The sequence below is a fragment of the uncultured Microscilla sp. genome (genome assembly GCF_947493425.1).
GTDB lineage: Bacteria > Bacteroidota > Bacteroidia > Cytophagales > Microscillaceae > Microscilla.
The window spans coordinates 24,782-41,121 of record NZ_CANLRP010000070.1 but is presented as its reverse complement, the minus strand read 5'-3'; the positions used below and the strand labels follow the sequence as shown (position 1 = coordinate 41,121).

Sequence of the window (16,340 nt, the reverse complement as noted above, 5' to 3'; positions counted from 1 at the left end):
CTCTTGCGAAAGTCCCTAAAAACCGCTTTTGTTCAACACAAAAACAAGATAAAAAACACTTTCGCAAGAAGTCTAATATACAGGATGCTTCTAAAGTCAGGAGTACTAAAGGGCTTTATGTACATGTTTTTGGGAGGTTAGCAGCAGCCTGCATATCGTTAGTTTTCGATGTTTTTAACTAGAGATTCACATTATTAATAATAACCTTGTTGCCTTTTACCTGGTCTTTTTGGGTGTTTTCTATATTGACATTTCCACTCACTTGGTTGTGATTCAATTGGGTTTTTACTTTCCCTTGGTTGTGAGTGTTTCCGTTGTTTTGTTCTTGGTTAGGATTATTTGTGTAAGTACTCATAGTAAAGTATTTGGCTGTGATAGCATCATCACCCTATAGAATGAATAGAGTTGCAATCTAACAGGAAAAGCGGATATAACCAATTAAAATTAACCAATCATTTTTTTACTTTTTTTGGCAAAGCATTACTTCTTTCTACAAATTTATAACCCCTGAGAGTAACATTTCTCCTCACTACTAAGGATATGTAAAATCATATTTTTTGAGGAGAAAAAAACACTTGTTTATTAACTATTTGCGGTCAATTAATTCACTATTAACATTTACTGCAATGACAATATCATCAGGTAAAATACCAAAAGCCCAGCCCAGCGGTTGCCCTACACTTATCATTGATGAAGCATACCAGATTTGGCTCTGTTACGAAGACACCAGAGTAGAAGTTAAAATGACTCCTTTGTGCAAAGCCCTTTATCTGTTGTTTTGGCAAAACCCTCAAGGCATTATTTTGTATGAGTTACATACTTATGAAAGCGAATTGCTAGAAATCTATAAGCACTTGAGTCCGCACCATAGCTATTGGTTGATGCAAGCCAACATCAACCGTTTGGTCAATAGGTACAACAACTCTATCCACGAAAAACTGTCGCGAGTAAAGCAAGCCTTTCTGAAGTTGCTACCTGCCGATCAAGCAAAATATTTCTATATTGTAGGCAAACGAAGAGAGGTGAAAAAAATAGTGTTTTGTAGTTTGTCTCCAGGTACATCTATTTGAGAAGTGCATTATCATCTTTCAGTAAATAAATTAGGTTTTTAAAATACTGATCGTTATTTTAGTGCTATGGGCAAGAGTAAAAAGTTTTCGGACAGAGAAAAAACCAGGGCAGATATTATTCAAAAATCGGCAATCTTATTCAATAAAAAAGGTTATTTAAGCACCTCTATTGGCGATATTGAAAAATGTACTGGGTTTAGTAGAGGGAGCATTTATGGAAACTTCGACAGCAAAGAAGAAGTAGCATTGGAAGCCTTTAGGTATAACTTTCGTCAAATGTTTTCGGGTATCAAGGCAATGGTAGACATTGCCACAACTGCCAAAGACAAATTATTGGCTTACCCACGTTACCATAGGCAACACCACCCATATTACATCAACAGAGGTGGTTGTGTAGTGCTTAATACCTCTATAGATGCTGACGATACCAACCCTGCCCTTAGTGCCAAAGCTGTGCAGTATATTGGAGTATGGGAAAAGTCAATCAATTATATACTTGACTTGGGCGAAACCCAAGATGAATGGAAAGCCCCCATCAACCGAAAGGCTTTTTTTGCGCGCTTTGTTGGTTTGATTCAAGGCGGAATTTTTTTGACCAAAACCACTGGTGATGATGAGTATTTATTGAGTAACCTTGCCTTGCTTGAAGAGTACATTGAAGATATGAGTAAATAATTTTTTTTACATTTTAAAATACTGAATGGTATTTTAAAATAAAGCAAATGCATAATATTTTTTTATGCTTTAAAATAACGATTGGTATTTTAAATATTAACACATTACAAACCTTAAAAAAATAACAATGAGCAATTTAAAATTACAATTAATCAAAACCAGCCTAACTTTTGGCGCCTTGTTTACACCTCACCGAGTAATGAATTACTTTTGGGACAAAATGTTTACTACCCGTAAACGAAGCCTTAAACCACCACATACACAAATACTGGATACTGCCAAAAAAGGACGTTTTGAAACAACCTTGTTCAACAACAAACCAGCCACCATTCAGACTTATAGCTGGGGTACAGGCAAACAAACTATACTTCTGTTGCATGGTTGGGAGTCAAAGGCAGCCGATTATTATAAGTTTATTCCTTTGTTGCTTCAGCAAGGATACAAAGTGTTGAGTCTTGATTTTCCAGCGCATGGTAACTCTGACCAAATACAAACCAGTTTGCCTGAGTTTATCAAAGTTGTACGCCAGTATATGCAGGTTCATCCAGAAATAGAAGCTATAGTTGCTCACTCGTTGGGAGGAACAGCTGCTGCTACCTGGTTAGGCGAACAAACGAATGCCAAAGTAAAACAGTTGATAATGGTGGGTAGCCCCATTATACCTAAAAACTTTTTTGAAGGAGCGTTTAATTTTTTTGGAGTGCGTCATAAAGTCAGAACATTATTTTATGCCAAAGCCCGCAGTACTTTTGGTAAAGGAATAGAAGATTTTGCCCTTGCCAACGCTTTGACCACCACAAACAAAGCTACACAAGTGCACGGGGTATATGATATAAAAGATCAGGTGGTGTCAATTGATGAAGTAAAAATATACGCCAATCAAAACCCCGCAATACACATGCAGTATTTTGATGGAGTAGGGCATCATCAAATGATTAAGCACCCAGAAGTTTTACAGGCTTGTTTGGATATCCTGGCACAAGCTTAGGAATGGTGAGAAATTAAATTACCATTCTTGAGGTAGAGGTTTTGTTTTGAGACGAGGCTATTTTTTGCGCTCATAGCAGCGCTACGGGCAATAAAAATAACGAAGTATCAAGGCGAAAAATCACCCCTCAGAATGTAAATTTATTTTGGTACCGTTCCTTAGGCATAAAATACGATGTAAAGTCAAGATTGCTTTACCAATTCTTAAAATTTAATCGTTATTTTGACATTGCATTTTTACCTTGACTTTACTTTTATGAAAAAAACTTTTCTACTAGCCCTGATTTCTTTTCTGTGGTGCTTCCACCAATCTTGTCAAGCTCAGACAGGCACTCAATTGGTAGCTGCCAATCAAAACGGATTTTATTACCATGGCCGGATCAATTTTGCCAACCCTAAGGCACCAGAGTTTTATTGGCCAGGTACTTCAGTTGATTTTATTTTTCGTGGAAGTAAACTACTTAAAATCTTATTGGAAGATGAAAAGGGAAAGAATTACTTCAATGTCATTTTGAATAACCAATATGCCAAGCCTTATCTACTTAAGTGCCAAAAAGGAAAAAAGAAATATGCAGTGTATAATAACCTGGATGCTGGTAAAAGCTATTCGGTGAGCATCTTTAAGCGTACCGAAACCGATGAAGGCTACACAAAGTTTATGGGAATTGAGTTGGACAACGGGGCAGACCTTGCAATGGTGAAACGAGCGTACTCGCCTCGGATCGAGTTTTTTGGTAATTCGATTACTGTAGGCATGGGCAACGAAGACCCCACCGGGCGAGACAATATGAATCCGGCAAAAAAGAACAACTATTTATCGTATGCAGCCATTACTGCACGAGACCTGGGGCTTGACTATAGATGCACTGCCAAAAGTGGGATAGGAGTTATGGTAAGTTGGTATGATTTGATTATGCCCGAAATGTATGACCGTGTACACCCTGATAAGCCAGCATTAAAACATGACTTTAAGAGTTGGATACCCGACATTGTAGTAGTGAATCTTTTTCAGAACGATAGCTGGTTGGTAAATATGACCAGAGACCCTAACCACAAAAAACGTTTCAAGCAGGGAAAACCCACTGCACAGCAAATTGTAAAGGCATACATGAACTTTATTAGCAACTTACGCAAGGTGTATCCCAAAGCTAAAATTGTGTGTACTTTGGGGTCAATGAATGCTGTAAGCCCAGGTAAGCCTTGGAAAGGCTATATTCAACAGGCAGTAAACCTAATGAAGAAATACTATAAAGATCAGCAATTGTACACCTTATTTTTTGCTTATAATAACCGCAAAATTGGACACCCTACTGTGACAGATCATATTAAAATGGCAGATCAGCTCAAAAAATTTTTGAAACAAAACATATTAAAATAAAACTGTATGTAAGCCAATGGTAATAAGTCTATCAGCCATTAGTCTACATACAACCAGTTACTTTTGGTATACTCTTTTAGCCAAGGTGCCTCTACTACTTCTAGGTGCAATGGCTGGTCGACTTCTACCGTCAGCAACAGCATTGCTCCATAAGCCAAAGTCTCTTGTCTTTTGTACTCTAGTTCGGCTACCTTCACCGATTGAGTTACTTGGTTATTGTCTGGTTCTTGGTGAAAAGGTTTGCCAGTGTGCCCATAAAAATGGTATGATGGACGCAATGCATCCAAGGCTGGGCGTAGTTCTTTCATTCCATAGCCAGGGTCGGTCATATCAGTAGGCACATCATGCGAAATAAGTATATCTATAGTTGGCTTGGCACTAATGGTTTGTCTCAGTTGACGACGTTCGTAAGGTTGAATAAAAGTAGCATTGTCGCGATTTTTACGATCGCCAGCTCGCCCAACCCCCAATACATTCAGGGTGGCATCTTCGTGGGTAAACTGTTGGATGTGCCCCGATTTACACACAAAAACCCGTTTGTAACAATCCACCGGAAACAGTGTTTGATCAGGGTTTAATTGCTCCAACCCATCCAAAAACTCATGGTCTTCGTGGTTACCCCTTACACATACCATCTGGCAATCAGTCTTTTCTAATACCTCTTGGGCTTTTCGATGAGGAATGGTGAAATAATCGTGAAAACCCAGCTCGCTTCTGTCTCTTCTGGCAAAACGCAGGGTAGCAGTATCTAAGTGATCTAGTTCTGGAAATATACCCACATCGCCACATTGTAAAATCAAGTCAATGTTTTGCCCGGTTTCTCTTTGGTACCGTTCTACCAGCTTGAAGGCAAGTAAAAGGCGACCATGTAAATCGGCAAAAATAGCTACTTTCATAATAATTGTATTTTGTGAAGTTAATTATTTATGTGTGTTCAAATGTTATTTGCACAGCTTGGGTCTTAGAGCTTGTTTAAAAATCATTAATTAGGTCTTTTACGTACCTTTCCTGATTATATATTGTCAAATTTAGCCGTTGGCAGAGCCCCGAAACAAGTTCGGGATTTATAAACTCGGCACAGCAAAGCTGTAGCCATCGGTTATCAGCAATAGCGCTGCCCCGAATCAAGTTCGGGATTCCAGAACTATTACTTCAAAATTTGACGCATCTAATCTGAAAAGGCACGTAAAATCTCCTTAAACGACCGCTTTAAACAAGCTCTTATTAATATAAAGTGACTCAGAAAAAAAGCGCAAAATTATCATTAAAGATACCTTTGTTTGATTTAAATTAAGATTATTGTCTCATTTTAACTGTTGTAAACGTAAAGGTTTAAATAAAATGTAGTGTAAAACTGGGCAGAACAAATTGCCAAAATTTACCCTTCGGTAAAACAGTTTGAGCGAATTATGGTGAACTTATGTATAAAAAGTCCCTACTTTAGTAGTCAATCCTGCGTTTAGAATAATTGAAAAAACTCTTATTAAACCCTATACATTAGCTAATTAATTGATATATAATATGAAAAAATTTGTAGCACTAGTAGTTTTTATCGGTGTAATTAGTGGCTTTATTACGCCAACTTACGATGGCTACCGTACCATAAAAAACGATGTGTTTAATCCTGGTGAACACCTAGAGTACATAGCACACTATGGACCTATTAATGCAGGAGTAGGCATCGTTGATGTAAGTAAAAAACTGTTTTACCTGAATGGCAGACTTTGTTATAGAGTAGATGTTTTGGGTAAATCGGTAGGAGCCTTTGACGCCATTACCCGGATACGTGACACTTGGCGTTCTTATATAGACACGTCGGCTTTTGTAAGCCATCGTTTTTATCGTCATATCGAAGAAACCGATTATCGTCGAGATGAACTTACTCATATAGAACCTTCCAAAAACAGAGCTACTATGCGTTATGAGCAATGGAAGGAAAAAAGAAATGGAGCCAAGTCTAAACTTGAAAAGGGGAACAAAGTTGTTGTGATGCCAAGAAACGCCCAAGACATGATTAGTGGGTATTATTACCTGCGTATGTTAGATTTCAATTCTTTAAAACCAGGTCAGATTATCACAATTCCAGGATTTTTAGAAGACAAAATTTATGACCTTAAAATAAGGTATATAGGAAAAAGCATAGCAAAAACTAAATTTGGGAAAATTCATGCCCATAAACTAGTACCTATTATGCCTAAAAACGGGCTGTTTTCTGGTGAAAACTCAATTCGTTTTTGGGTATCAGACGATGGCAATAAAATACCTGTAAGAATAGAAGCCGATATGTTTATAGGCAAAGTAGTGGTAGAAGTAAAGAGCTTCCGCAACTTGCGTCACAAATTTAACTTTAAAAAGAAGAAGTAATATTTTACCTTGTTTTGCAAAAGCCCGGATGTTTATGATTAAACATTCGGGCTTTTTTTGTGTAGCTACAATTAAATATAAACAAAGTACCTCTGGTTTGGCAATTCCCCTGTCTTTATGATTTTACCCACAAAAGTAACCTGAGATTATGCTTGAGTTTTTGTAAGTTTGCTTGCCTTAAAATTAAGCTATAACGCTAAAACTAGAAAAAATGCAAGGATTAAAATATACCGTAGACATTGTAATGTGCATTGATGCTACTGGAAGCATGCAACCCATCATTGATAAAGTAAAAAATAATGCCCTGAAGTTTTATGAAGACCTCAACCAGGTAATGGAAGAAAAAGGCAAGGCTATAGATACCTTGCGGGTAAGGTTGGTTGCTTTTAAAGATTACTATTACGACGGAGAGGAGTCCATGAAGGCTTCAGATTTTTTTGTTTTGCCTGATCAAAAAGAGGCATTTAAAAACTTTGTTGATGGCATTGAAGCCGATGGGGGAGGAGATGAGCCCGAAACTGGCTTGGAAGCAATAGCCCTTGCTATAAAGTCGCCTTGGAATAAAGTTGGTGATAAAAAACGACAAATTGTAGTAATGTGGACAGATGCCAGTGTACATCCACTTGAAAAAGATGCAGGGGCTAAGCCCACTCACTATCCGTCAGATATGCCTGGTAATTTTGATGATTTAACTGACTTGTGGGACGGGCAGTATATGAACCGGGCAGCAAAAAGGCTGATTGTTTATGCACCAGACGCCTATGCCTGGACAGATATTGCTAATCATTGGGAAAACACAATTCAGTATCCCTCGAAAGCTGGTGAGGGGTTGAATGAAGTAGATTACCAAACAATTTTGGATGCTATAGCCAGCAGTGTATAATATGATTAAAAATGAGTACAAAACAGTAGGAGGTGTCTTTATAATTGTATAATACATCGTTGCGGTAACTCTTCTGGTGGTGATCTGTGATAACTTATAAAGTAAAAAAAGCTTTTTAAGTTTAAAAAAAACAGATTAGACACAGTTTTTGCATGTAGTAAATGGTGCAAAATTGAAGAGTTATATACAAGTATTAGTTTTTTGCTAATTTTAACCCGTAAATTCTTTTTTTTGTGGTAAATTTGCCAATGCTATTTTAAAACTGACCAAAAGTTTTCTTTTTCTTGTACATAATAAAATCAGGTACATCAAAGTAACTAACAGATCAAATAAGTAAGTTTATTATCATGTCTGAACAAGCCATTACCCAATCCAGCAATTCTATCAACACAGTTGACAGACGAAACCCGTTTCCGGGATTGCGTTCATTTAAGTATGAAGAAAGCCACCTCTATTTTGGACGCGACAACCAAATAGAAATGGTGCTGAATAAGTTAATTAAACACCGTTTTGTTGCCGTTGTCGGAACATCAGGAATCGGTAAATCATCTTTTCTCTATTGTGGATTGTTTCCCACACTTTTTGGCGATTACCAAACCGATTATAGTAACAAATGGGAAGTATGCACTTTTCGCCCTGGAGAGTCTCCTATTAAAAACCTGGCACAGTCCATCACTGACGAAGCAGTAAAAAATAACCCCGAACTAGATGCTGAAATGACATTTAATGTAGAGTATTCTACACTCATGAGTAGCTCTACTGGGTTGGTTGATGCCTTCAAAGGCAAATATGAAAAGCATCAAAAAAACTACCTCATATTTGTTGATCAGTTTGAAGAACTTTTCAGATTCAAAGATATTGATTCTAGTACTACAGAAGAAACGTTAGCATTCATAAAATTGTTGCTTACTGCCACAGAACAGAATGATGTACCTATATATGTAGCACTTACAATGCGTTCTGATTTTGTGGGAGATTGCTCTCAATATCCTAACCTTACCAACGCGATTAATAATAGTCAGTTCTTGATTCCACAAATGACCCGGAATGAGAAAAAGGCTGCAATCGAAGGACCTATTCAGGTAATGGGAGCCAGCATTGACGACCGCTTGGTACAACAAATCTTAAATGATGTAGGCGACAATGCTGATCAGTTGCCTATTATGCAACACGCACTGATGCGTACTTGGGATTACTGGGAACAAAGCTCTATTCATGGCGAACCTATCAACACTGGTCATTATGAAGCTATTGGAGGAATGAAAACTGCGTTGGAAGTCCACGCAAACGAGGCTTTCAATGAGTTGAGCGATGAGCAAAAAAGGACTTGTGAGCTTATTTTTAAGGCAATCACCCAAAAAGGAGACGATGGTAGGCGTGTACGTCGTCCAACCCAGTTGAGTGAAATAGCAGCAGTAGCTGAAAAGTCTATCGAAGATTGTATTGTAGTGATTGATAACTTTCGTCGTGCTGACCGCACCTTATTAATGCCCCCTCAGGAAGTTCCATTAGATGAAAACAGCGTGATTGACATTTCGCACGAGAGTTTGATGCGTATTTGGGGAATGTTGATTTTTTGGGTAGATGAAGAGGCTGAGTTTGTAAAAGAGTATTTGGGGTGGGCAATGGCTGCCGAAAATCACCAATCGGGACAGGGTGGTCTTTTGAAAGACGCTGACCTTAAACTAGCCCTTGCCAAAAGGGAAGAGAAAAAGCCCAACCTTGCTTGGGGTATGCGTTACCATCCGGCGTATGAGCGCACCATGTCTTTTCTCGATTTTAGTAAAAAATCTGATGAAGAGGCAATCGCCAACCGAAAGAAATTGGCAGAAAGGCGTAAGCAGATTTTCAGGGCAATATTTGCGTTTATCTGTGTAATTATGGTAGGGGCATTGATTGCTTCTTACTTTGCTTATGAAGCCAAGCAAGAAGCCAACAAAAACTTAGGAGAAGCTAAAGCCCAAAAAGAAAAGGCGGTAGCAAGTGCCAAAGCAGCAACCGTAGCTCAGAAAAAAGCAGTAAAAAGCGCTGAAACAGCAAAAAAAGCACAAGGAAAAGCATTGGCAGAAGCAGACAGAGCAACTAAAGCCCAAAAGGCTGCTTTGAGAAGTGCAAAACTTGCAAGGGCTGCCAAAATCAGGGCATTGCAAGAGAAAAAAGCAGCGGATGAACAACGACAGAGGGCAGTAGCCGCCAAGGCTTTGGCAGATACAGCCACCAAAAAAGCAGAGCAAAGTGCTATTGTGGCAACTAAAGCAAAAGGAGTAGCTGAACAAGCCAAACAAGCGGCCGATAATCTAAGTAAAAAGGTGATTGCCCAGAAAATGGGACTGCGTTCTATTCAATTAACTGATCATATAGAACAAGCCTTAGTAGCTCAACAAGCATATCATATTTTCAAAAAATCAAATGCCAGAGGTGAGACACAAGACCCTAACATTTATGATGGACTATACTATGCTATTAAAAGGTTGTCAGACCCTAACTATAATCAATTTAAAGGACACTTTTCTACCATTCGCTCACTAGAGCCCACATTTGGTAATGTGATATATTCTACAGGTAGTGATGGAACTATTCGTAAGTGTGATGTAGGAAACGATTTGTCTATTGGGGTAGATGTTCCTGCATTGGTGACTACTGGGCAAGTAAACCGTTCCTTATCATTGAGTCCTGGTAAAAAAGTAATGGCCTGTGCTGGAAACTCAGCTACTATCAGACTTTACAATGTTGCCAATGATGGAAGCCTTGGCATGGCAAGTAGAATTAATACAGGACAAAGCGAAATACGAAGGATTGTAATGGCTGGAAATAATGTATTGTATGCGCTAAGTGCCAATGGGGAAGTGACTTATTGGGAACAAAAAGGACGTAAATGGAAAAGTGAGGCTGTAGCACAAGATAAAGCTACTTTAATGGCTGCTAATAGTCAGAAAGTTGCGTGGAATAAGGCAAAAAATGTGATTGTTTATAACAACCGTGTGACAACTAAAAGTTATGAACTAACCATCAGTAATCAAGATAGAATCGTTTCTCTTGAGTTTAGTCAGGATGGAGTTTGGTTGGCAGCAGGTACTCAAGGTGGCTTCTTGTACTTGTGGAGTGTAGCCAATGGCAAGCCTGTTTCAATGGGCACAGAGCAATCACTGCCTCGTCACCTTGCCCGAATTAATAATATTGCATTTAATTATAACGATAGTGGTAAAGCAACCCTAATGGCTACTGGTAGTTGGGACAAGTCGGTACGTATTTATGAGCTAAAGAATTTGGGTAAGTCCCCCATTGTTTTAAATGACCACCGGGATTGGGTTTGGTCTATTTGTTTTAGTGGTGATGGCACCAAGTTACTCGCTGGTTGTAAAGATAACCTAATACGAGTATGGCCAACAACAGTAGAAGCTATGAAAGATGTAATAGCGTCTACTGGGAAAGTTAAAAGAAATATGAGTATCAAAGAATGGAATCGTCATGTGTCTAAAAACATCAACTATGCACGCACTTTTTCTGGTATAAAAGATGGAGCAGGAGTAAAACCTGAACATAAGCAGAGAGAAAAAGAGTAAGAACTTGTACTATATCTGCTCTGCAAAAGAAAATAACCAGGGTAAGTAAATGATATTTTTAAAATATTATTTACTTACCTTTATCTGGGTTTACCTAAGATAATAAATAACATAGTTTGGTATAATATGCTCGTATTTGATCAAGGATTGAATTGGGAATAAGGTTTATTAGAATAGTAAAAAAGAGTAGGTTGAGATGCTATAAATGATCAACGTTCGCTTTTGAATTCTGTGAACTGTATAGACTTTTAGCAATGAAGAAGAGCAGCGCTATTTTGCAAATATATCCTTAAACTTGGTCTTGACTAAATGCTAGTTTTACAGAAAAATTGAAAAAAGACTAACCAGATAATTTACAATGTTAAAACGAATTTATCTCTTACTGTTTGCCTGTTTGTTTGCTATAGCAGGATACGCCCAAAAAGAGAAAGCCTGCAAGGATAAACTGAAAGATGCCACTAGAGCCTATGATGAAGGGCGTGTAAGCGAAGTGGAAATTTTGATAAAAGATTGCTTAAAGGACTTAGATCGAGCAAAACAAAAAGAAGCCTATCGTTTGCTTACGCTTAGTGGCCTCTATCTTGACGATAGAGACATGGCCGAGCATAACATGCGTGAGTTTTTAAGAATAGAAAAAGAATACAAGCCTGTGAGAGGTACTGGTGAGAATGCTGATCAACCAGAGTTTGTAGAGCTTTTTGATAAGTTTCATACCAAACCTATTTACCTTTATGGTTTAAAACTAGGTGTATCATACAGCATTACACAATCTACTATGGCTTTTAGTGTAGATGATAACGCTAAAACTAGTACATTTAATCCACGTGTAGGTTTCTTGATAGGAGGAATGTTTGATATTCCTGTGACTGATAATCTACATTTGGGAGCAGAAGCCTATTATGCCACCCGCAACTATACACACACAGAGAGTTTACTTGGTTTTACTGATGTAGTTTTTCAAGAAAATCAATCAATGGTAGAGGTTCCTGTATATGCACGTTATTTATTTGGTAATACTGATAAGCGCTTCAGACCTTTTGTCACAGCAGGTGTTTTTGCCGATTTAGTTCTATCATCAACAGCTGAAGTTACCAGAACTGATTTAATAGGTGACACTAAGAAAGAGTTTAAACTATTGGGTGAAGACATGACACCTCAGCGTAAAAAACTGAACTTTGGAGCAATGGTTGGTGCTGGGTTTTTGCTTAAAACTAAAGGCGGCTTCTTCACAGTTGATTTTCGATATAATTTTGGTTTGACCAACATCGTAAAGACTTCGGAAAGAGGAGCAAACGTTCCACTGATTTATCGTTACGGTTATATAGACGATAATATGGTAATTAGCCCTTTTACATTTTCTCTAGGGTTTTTTATCCCAAAATACAACCCAAGGTTAAAGAAAGAATACAGGAGAGTAGTGCCTCAGAAAAGTGGAAATCGCAAGAGAAAGAGAAGGCGAAAGAAGTAGCAGTACAATGGCGTTGCTACGCTACTATTTGGTACTTGAAAAATAAGCATAAAGTCGTATAATAATCACTGTTATTTTTGGTATGACTAACAAAGTAAAAATCACAATAAGGATATGGCAGATACACCTAACAAACTAAAAATTCAGCGAAAGGCATATGTAGGGGCAACATTGAAGAAAGATAATACAATGACGGGTGGCACAATTCAGTCAGACGGTTCAATCACTGTAGCAATTAACCCTGCAAACCTAAGTTATTCTGTAAATGTCAAATATGATGAAATAGAGATTCCTGGTAGCACCCATCCAGTGGCAAGGTTTAAAAATGTTCAACCAGAAAGCGTAAGCTTTGACCTGATCTTTGATGGTACAAATATGATATACCAGAATGATGAAGGAGTGCTGGAAGAAATTGAAGCTTTTAAAAAGCTAACTTATGGTTATAGTGGTACGCATCACGACATTGGCTACTTAGAAATTTCCTGGGGTTCGTTTATTTTTGAGTGTAGACTAACTTCCTTATCTGTAAAGTATACATTGTTTGATGAAAAAGGAAATCCCATCAGAGCTACTGCATCTTGCCAATTTCGTAGTCATACTTCACCAGACGAGGAAACTAAAAAACAAAAACAAAGTTCACCTGATTTGACCCACGTAAAGGTTGTAAAAGCAGGGTATGGGTTAAGGCACATGTGCTATGAAATATATGGTGATACTAAACTAGATGTAGCAGTGGCAAAATTTAATGGTTTTACCACTCGCTATGTGTCTGAGGGTACAGAAGTAATATTACCACCTCTACAGTCAATCTAATTAAAAATGCAGCAAAAACAAGAAAGTGATGGTCAACTCATTCATTTCCAAATCACATTGGACGAAGCAAATGTCATATTCAAAGCTTTGGGACAAATGCCTTTTGCTGATGTGTATGCGTTAATAGGCAAATTAAATGAGCAAGCAAACCGACAACTTAACCATCCAAATTCTCAACAAAATCAAACACGTGACTAACCTGTAAGTTTTATGGCAGAGCCTCAATTCATAACCGACGATATATTAGAAAATAAAGGGTTTAACAGCGAATTATTATTCGAAGAAGGACTTAAAATTATCCAACAACTTACGGGTGGTTTTTGGACAGATTACAACGCGCACGACCCAGGTATCACTATACTGGAGTACCTTTGTGATGCTATAGTAGAGCTTAACAGCCGTGCTGATGCAGCAATTGAAGATCATCTCTACAATAAGGCAACAGATAAAAAAATATTTTATGAATCAAGCGAAATATTGTCTTGTAATTCATTGACAATTAGCGACTACAGAAAGCTGATTTTAGATGAATTACCAGAGGTGAAAAATATTTGGTTTTTTCCTACCGACCCATTAGAAAATTCGCTAAACGGCCTATATAAAGTATATGTAGATATTCATGACGAATTGGAAACAGAGGAGGTACAACAGAGAATAACTGTACAAATTAAAGATATATTTTGCGCAAACCGTAATATATGTGAAGATATAGATGAAGTTGTAATTGTAGATACGTTGCCTATTCATATTCAAGGTGATATTGAAGTTCGGCGTATGGATGAGGTGGAGAATATTCTGGCGCACATTTTATTTGATCTGAATGAGTACTTTAATCCTACAGTAAGTTTTTACTCTCTGAAAGAGATGGTAGAAAAAGGGTATAGCTTAGATGAAATATACAATGGCCCTTTGTTGAAACATGGCTTTATTCGCCAGGAAGAGTTGATCCCAAAGACTGAAAGAATACTTATCTCTGAAGTGATTAAGATCATCATGCAGATAGATGGCGTATCAAGTGTAAAAGATTTGTACTTGCAGATAGATGGCAAAACGCATGATAACCAAATAGAGGTAGGAAAAACGTTGATTCCAGTACTTGTTTTTGATACAAATTTAGAACAAGGGGGAAACAGCATTAACTTTTATAAAGGAGATGTTGTTTATAACTCTCTTGACTTAATGCTTACCAAGCGTAAGTACAATGAACTTGAGTCTGCCCACAAGAGAGTTTATCGTCAAAACGAAGAAAAAGTAGAGGTGCCAGAAGGACGCCCGTTAGATATACAAAGCTATAGCTCTTTGCAGTATTTATTTCCAGAAGTTTATGGTATTGGAGTACAGGGTGTCCCCAATGGAGGTGGTGAATTAAGGAAAGCCCAAGCAAAACAACTTAAGGGGTTTTTATTATTATTTGAGCAGTTATTATCTAACCACTTGGCTCAATTGGCCCATGTCAAAGACTTATTCTCAACAACTAATGGAATACAGCAGACATATTTCCATCAAAACTTAGATGTTGTTCCTGACGTAGAGCCTTTGTACAGAGAATCAGAAGGTGACTTTATAGACAATGGAGTCGATGGTGAAACCAAGATCCCATTGAATTATAAGCAAGGGTTGCCTAAACTAGTACAGGCTCGTGATAACTTTATCGACCGTCGTAACCGTATTTTAGACTTTTTACTTGCCATTCATGGCGAAGACTATATGAGGTATGCAACCTCTCAAAAAAACTATTATTTCCGCACTAAAGATTATCAAAATTACCTGATAAAAAATAAGAGTCGTTTCTTTGAACACTTGGTGAAGATGAATCAGCATCGCTCAAAAGCGTATGATTATCGCAAAGAGTTGATTGGAACGGAAAATGTTCCAGGTTTAGAAACAAAAATTAACATTTTATTAGGATTTGGGTTTACCCCAGAATCAAAACATCATGAATTGCCTAAAAAGCATCCTTTGCTAAAACCTTTTGACGATCGTAAACTACAATTATTGGATAACACTGCCCCTAACCGATTAAAGAGGCAATGGACAAATGAAACAAATATTGACCAGGTAGGGTTGAATGAAGCCATTATTGAGGAAAATTATGACTACATAGATACGAGTGATATTACTCTAGCAGAGAAAACGGTAGAGTATAGGCAGCAATTACTAGAAAAAGCCGTGTTTATGCGTACTAAAATCATAGATAGTACTTTTTTGGTGCATGGACTTAAGCTAAAAAATTATCAGGTAGGAGAACATCCAATAAATAATGAAAAGTATTGTACTGTTTTTGTGAAGCCTGATAGTCCTCAACCACTGTTAATTGGTGAGTATGATAATATAGAAGATGCTACTAATAATGTTCAGGTGGTGGTAGATTACCTGAGAAACTTAAACATACAAAGTGAAGGGTTCTATTTGTTTGAACATATATTATTACGCCCTGATGTTGAAGATAAAAAATTCGGTATATATCTGACAGATGAAAACGGAGATAACTTTCTGCGCTCATTTGAAAGGTATGAGTTTAAAGAGAGGATTACGAAGGTAAAAGAATTAGAGCCCCATTTAAATGTTTATGAACATTATTCAGTAGAAAGACGCGATGACGGTGATTTTGAAATTCATTTTCATACAGCTGATAAGAGCATGCAGTTTGTTAGTCTGAAAACGTATGAATCGGTGCAAGAGATTCACGAAAAAATGGAGCGTGTGTATAAGTTTCTTGCCAATAAAGAAGATATCAGGTCTTATGAAGAGAAAATAGCTTTTTATATTCAAAACTCTGACGATGATGATTTGGTGCCTGAAAGTTTCTTTGCTTATCAAGCTACTTTGCTTTTGCCTAGTTGGACAGCACGCTTTAGTGATTTAGAGTTTAGATCAATGTTTAGAGACACAGTAAATGAGTGTAAACCCGCAAATGTCAAAACTCAGTTGATGTGGTTGGATATTGATCAAATGAAAACCTATGAAGCCTTGTATTATAAATGGACAGATGCTAGGAGAAACGATAACAATAAGGCAGAAAATGATATTTTGAATAATCAAATGACACAATTATTGTTAGAACTTGCTAGTAAAAAATAGGTTTAATACCTAATAGATTAAAAATATTTCAGCAAGGGTGGATTATCTCCTCCCTTGC

At 37.5% G+C, this 16,340-nt stretch carries 13 protein-coding genes; 11 read left to right on the top strand and 2 right to left on the bottom strand.

What is annotated here, in order from left to right; genetic code table 11:
* Nucleotides 1-178: 178 nt before the first annotated feature.
* Entirely contained in the window at nucleotides 179-355 is a 177-nt protein-coding gene (locus Q0954_RS17825) for a hypothetical protein (protein ID WP_299458870.1), read from the bottom strand.
* A gap of 271 nt (nucleotides 356-626) precedes the next feature.
* On the opposite strand from Q0954_RS17825, the gene Q0954_RS17820 reads away from it, so the two are divergent.
* The 4 genes from Q0954_RS17820 to Q0954_RS17805 all read left to right on the top strand — a co-directional run bounded on the left by Q0954_RS17820 (nucleotide 627) and on the right by Q0954_RS17805 (nucleotide 4,110).
* The gene (locus Q0954_RS17820) at nucleotides 627-1,070 is read left to right on the top strand and encodes a hypothetical protein (protein ID WP_299458869.1); all 444 of its coding nucleotides are present in this window, start codon (nucleotides 627-629) and stop codon (nucleotides 1,068-1,070) included.
* A gap of 66 nt (nucleotides 1,071-1,136) precedes the next feature.
* Nucleotides 1,137-1,745 (top strand): TetR/AcrR family transcriptional regulator, encoded by a 609-nt coding sequence (locus tag Q0954_RS17815; RefSeq protein ID WP_299458868.1) that lies wholly within the window; start codon nucleotides 1,137-1,139, stop codon nucleotides 1,743-1,745.
* 127 nt (nucleotides 1,746-1,872) lie between these two features.
* Complete coding sequence (locus Q0954_RS17810) at nucleotides 1,873-2,733, top strand: alpha/beta hydrolase (protein ID WP_299458867.1); 861 nt, start codon at nucleotides 1,873-1,875, stop codon at nucleotides 2,731-2,733.
* A gap of 255 nt (nucleotides 2,734-2,988) precedes the next feature.
* Nucleotides 2,989-4,110: an SGNH/GDSL hydrolase family protein gene (locus Q0954_RS17805; RefSeq protein WP_299458866.1), complete on the top strand. Its 1,122-nt coding sequence runs from the start codon at nucleotides 2,989-2,991 to the stop codon at nucleotides 4,108-4,110.
* Nucleotides 4,111-4,148: 38 nt separating this feature from the next.
* Here the strand turns inward: Q0954_RS17805 and Q0954_RS17800 are convergent, their stop codons facing one another.
* Nucleotides 4,149-5,006: a metallophosphoesterase gene (locus Q0954_RS17800; RefSeq protein ID WP_299458865.1), complete on the bottom strand. Its 858-nt coding sequence runs from the start codon at nucleotides 5,004-5,006 to the stop codon at nucleotides 4,149-4,151.
* A gap of 625 nt (nucleotides 5,007-5,631) precedes the next feature.
* Here Q0954_RS17800 and Q0954_RS17795 point away from each other — a divergent pair.
* The 7 genes from Q0954_RS17795 (at nucleotide 5,632) to Q0954_RS17765 (ending at nucleotide 16,282) form a co-directional block, all read left to right on the top strand.
* Complete coding sequence (locus Q0954_RS17795) at nucleotides 5,632-6,474, top strand: DUF3108 domain-containing protein (protein ID WP_299458863.1); 843 nt, start codon at nucleotides 5,632-5,634, stop codon at nucleotides 6,472-6,474.
* Between the two features lie 211 nt (nucleotides 6,475-6,685).
* On the top strand, nucleotides 6,686-7,357 hold the full coding sequence (locus tag Q0954_RS17790) for a vWA domain-containing protein (protein WP_299458861.1): 672 nt from the start codon (nucleotides 6,686-6,688) through the stop codon (nucleotides 7,355-7,357).
* A 347-nt stretch (nucleotides 7,358-7,704) separates the two neighbouring features.
* A complete protein-coding gene (locus Q0954_RS17785) occupies nucleotides 7,705-10,920 on the top strand; it encodes a High-affnity carbon uptake protein Hat/HatR (RefSeq protein ID WP_299458860.1) in 3,216 nt (1,071 codons plus the stop codon).
* Nucleotides 10,921-11,278: 358 nt separating this feature from the next.
* On the top strand, nucleotides 11,279-12,388 hold the full coding sequence (locus Q0954_RS17780) for a porin family protein (RefSeq protein ID WP_299458858.1): 1,110 nt from the start codon (nucleotides 11,279-11,281) through the stop codon (nucleotides 12,386-12,388).
* A gap of 114 nt (nucleotides 12,389-12,502) precedes the next feature.
* Entirely contained in the window at nucleotides 12,503-13,201 is a 699-nt protein-coding gene (locus tag Q0954_RS17775; RefSeq protein ID WP_299458856.1) for a hypothetical protein, read from the top strand.
* A gap of 6 nt (nucleotides 13,202-13,207) precedes the next feature.
* Nucleotides 13,208-13,399: a hypothetical protein gene (locus tag Q0954_RS17770; RefSeq protein ID WP_002703554.1), complete on the top strand. Its 192-nt coding sequence runs from the start codon at nucleotides 13,208-13,210 to the stop codon at nucleotides 13,397-13,399.
* A 12-nt stretch (nucleotides 13,400-13,411) separates the two neighbouring features.
* Entirely contained in the window at nucleotides 13,412-16,282 is a 2,871-nt protein-coding gene (locus Q0954_RS17765) for a hypothetical protein (protein WP_299458854.1), read from the top strand.
* Nucleotides 16,283-16,340 lie beyond the last annotated feature (58 nt).

What these genes read in the sequence shown, in the direction of transcription:
- Q0954_RS17825 (WP_299458870.1), bottom strand. Translation starts at nt 355, where the DNA reads ATGAGTACTTACACAAATAATCCTAACCAAGAACAAAACAACGGAAAC.
- Q0954_RS17820 (WP_299458869.1), top strand. Translation starts at nt 627, where the DNA reads ATGACAATATCATCAGGTAAAATACCAAAAGCCCAGCCCAGCGGTTGC.
- Q0954_RS17815 (WP_299458868.1), top strand. Translation starts at nt 1,137, where the DNA reads ATGGGCAAGAGTAAAAAGTTTTCGGACAGAGAAAAAACCAGGGCAGAT.
- Q0954_RS17810 (WP_299458867.1), top strand. Translation starts at nt 1,873, where the DNA reads ATGAGCAATTTAAAATTACAATTAATCAAAACCAGCCTAACTTTTGGC.
- Q0954_RS17805 (WP_299458866.1), top strand. Translation starts at nt 2,989, where the DNA reads ATGAAAAAAACTTTTCTACTAGCCCTGATTTCTTTTCTGTGGTGCTTC.
- Q0954_RS17800 (WP_299458865.1), bottom strand. Translation starts at nt 5,006, where the DNA reads ATGAAAGTAGCTATTTTTGCCGATTTACATGGTCGCCTTTTACTTGCC.
- Q0954_RS17795 (WP_299458863.1), top strand. Translation starts at nt 5,632, where the DNA reads ATGAAAAAATTTGTAGCACTAGTAGTTTTTATCGGTGTAATTAGTGGC.
- Q0954_RS17790 (WP_299458861.1), top strand. Translation starts at nt 6,686, where the DNA reads ATGCAAGGATTAAAATATACCGTAGACATTGTAATGTGCATTGATGCT.
- Q0954_RS17785 (WP_299458860.1), top strand. Translation starts at nt 7,705, where the DNA reads ATGTCTGAACAAGCCATTACCCAATCCAGCAATTCTATCAACACAGTT.
- Q0954_RS17780 (WP_299458858.1), top strand. Translation starts at nt 11,279, where the DNA reads ATGTTAAAACGAATTTATCTCTTACTGTTTGCCTGTTTGTTTGCTATA.
- Q0954_RS17775 (WP_299458856.1), top strand. Translation starts at nt 12,503, where the DNA reads ATGGCAGATACACCTAACAAACTAAAAATTCAGCGAAAGGCATATGTA.
- Q0954_RS17770 (WP_002703554.1), top strand. Translation starts at nt 13,208, where the DNA reads ATGCAGCAAAAACAAGAAAGTGATGGTCAACTCATTCATTTCCAAATC.
- Q0954_RS17765 (WP_299458854.1), top strand. Translation starts at nt 13,412, where the DNA reads ATGGCAGAGCCTCAATTCATAACCGACGATATATTAGAAAATAAAGGG.